At 53.2% G+C, this 231-nt stretch carries 1 protein-coding gene; it reads left to right on the plus strand.

Annotation, left to right across the window (positions count from 1 at the left end):
* Positions 1-231: transposase family protein (locus VU18_RS17705; RefSeq protein ID WP_161797237.1), on the plus strand; the 231-nt coding region annotated here is incomplete at both ends.

The raw sequence follows: 231 nt of genomic DNA on the forward strand, positions 1-231 counted from the left end.
AAGAAGCAATGGATGCATGGCTATGCTCAGCGAATCGGAATTTTTTGGATCGAACTTCCTGTCGAGCGCAGACGTTGTAGCACGTGTGGCGTGACGTTCAGCACGTCGTATCCAGCCATCTCTCCTCGAAGTGTGGCGACGGATGCTTTTCAGCGATGGGTCGCGCAATCTTGCATCGGAACATCCATTCAGGCGGTGGCTCGTATGCTCAAGCTTCCTTACACGACCGTT

The organism is Geobacillus sp. ZGt-1 (assembly GCF_001026865.1).
In the GTDB taxonomy this organism is placed as follows: Bacteria; Bacillota; Bacilli; order Bacillales; family Anoxybacillaceae; genus Geobacillus; species Geobacillus thermoleovorans.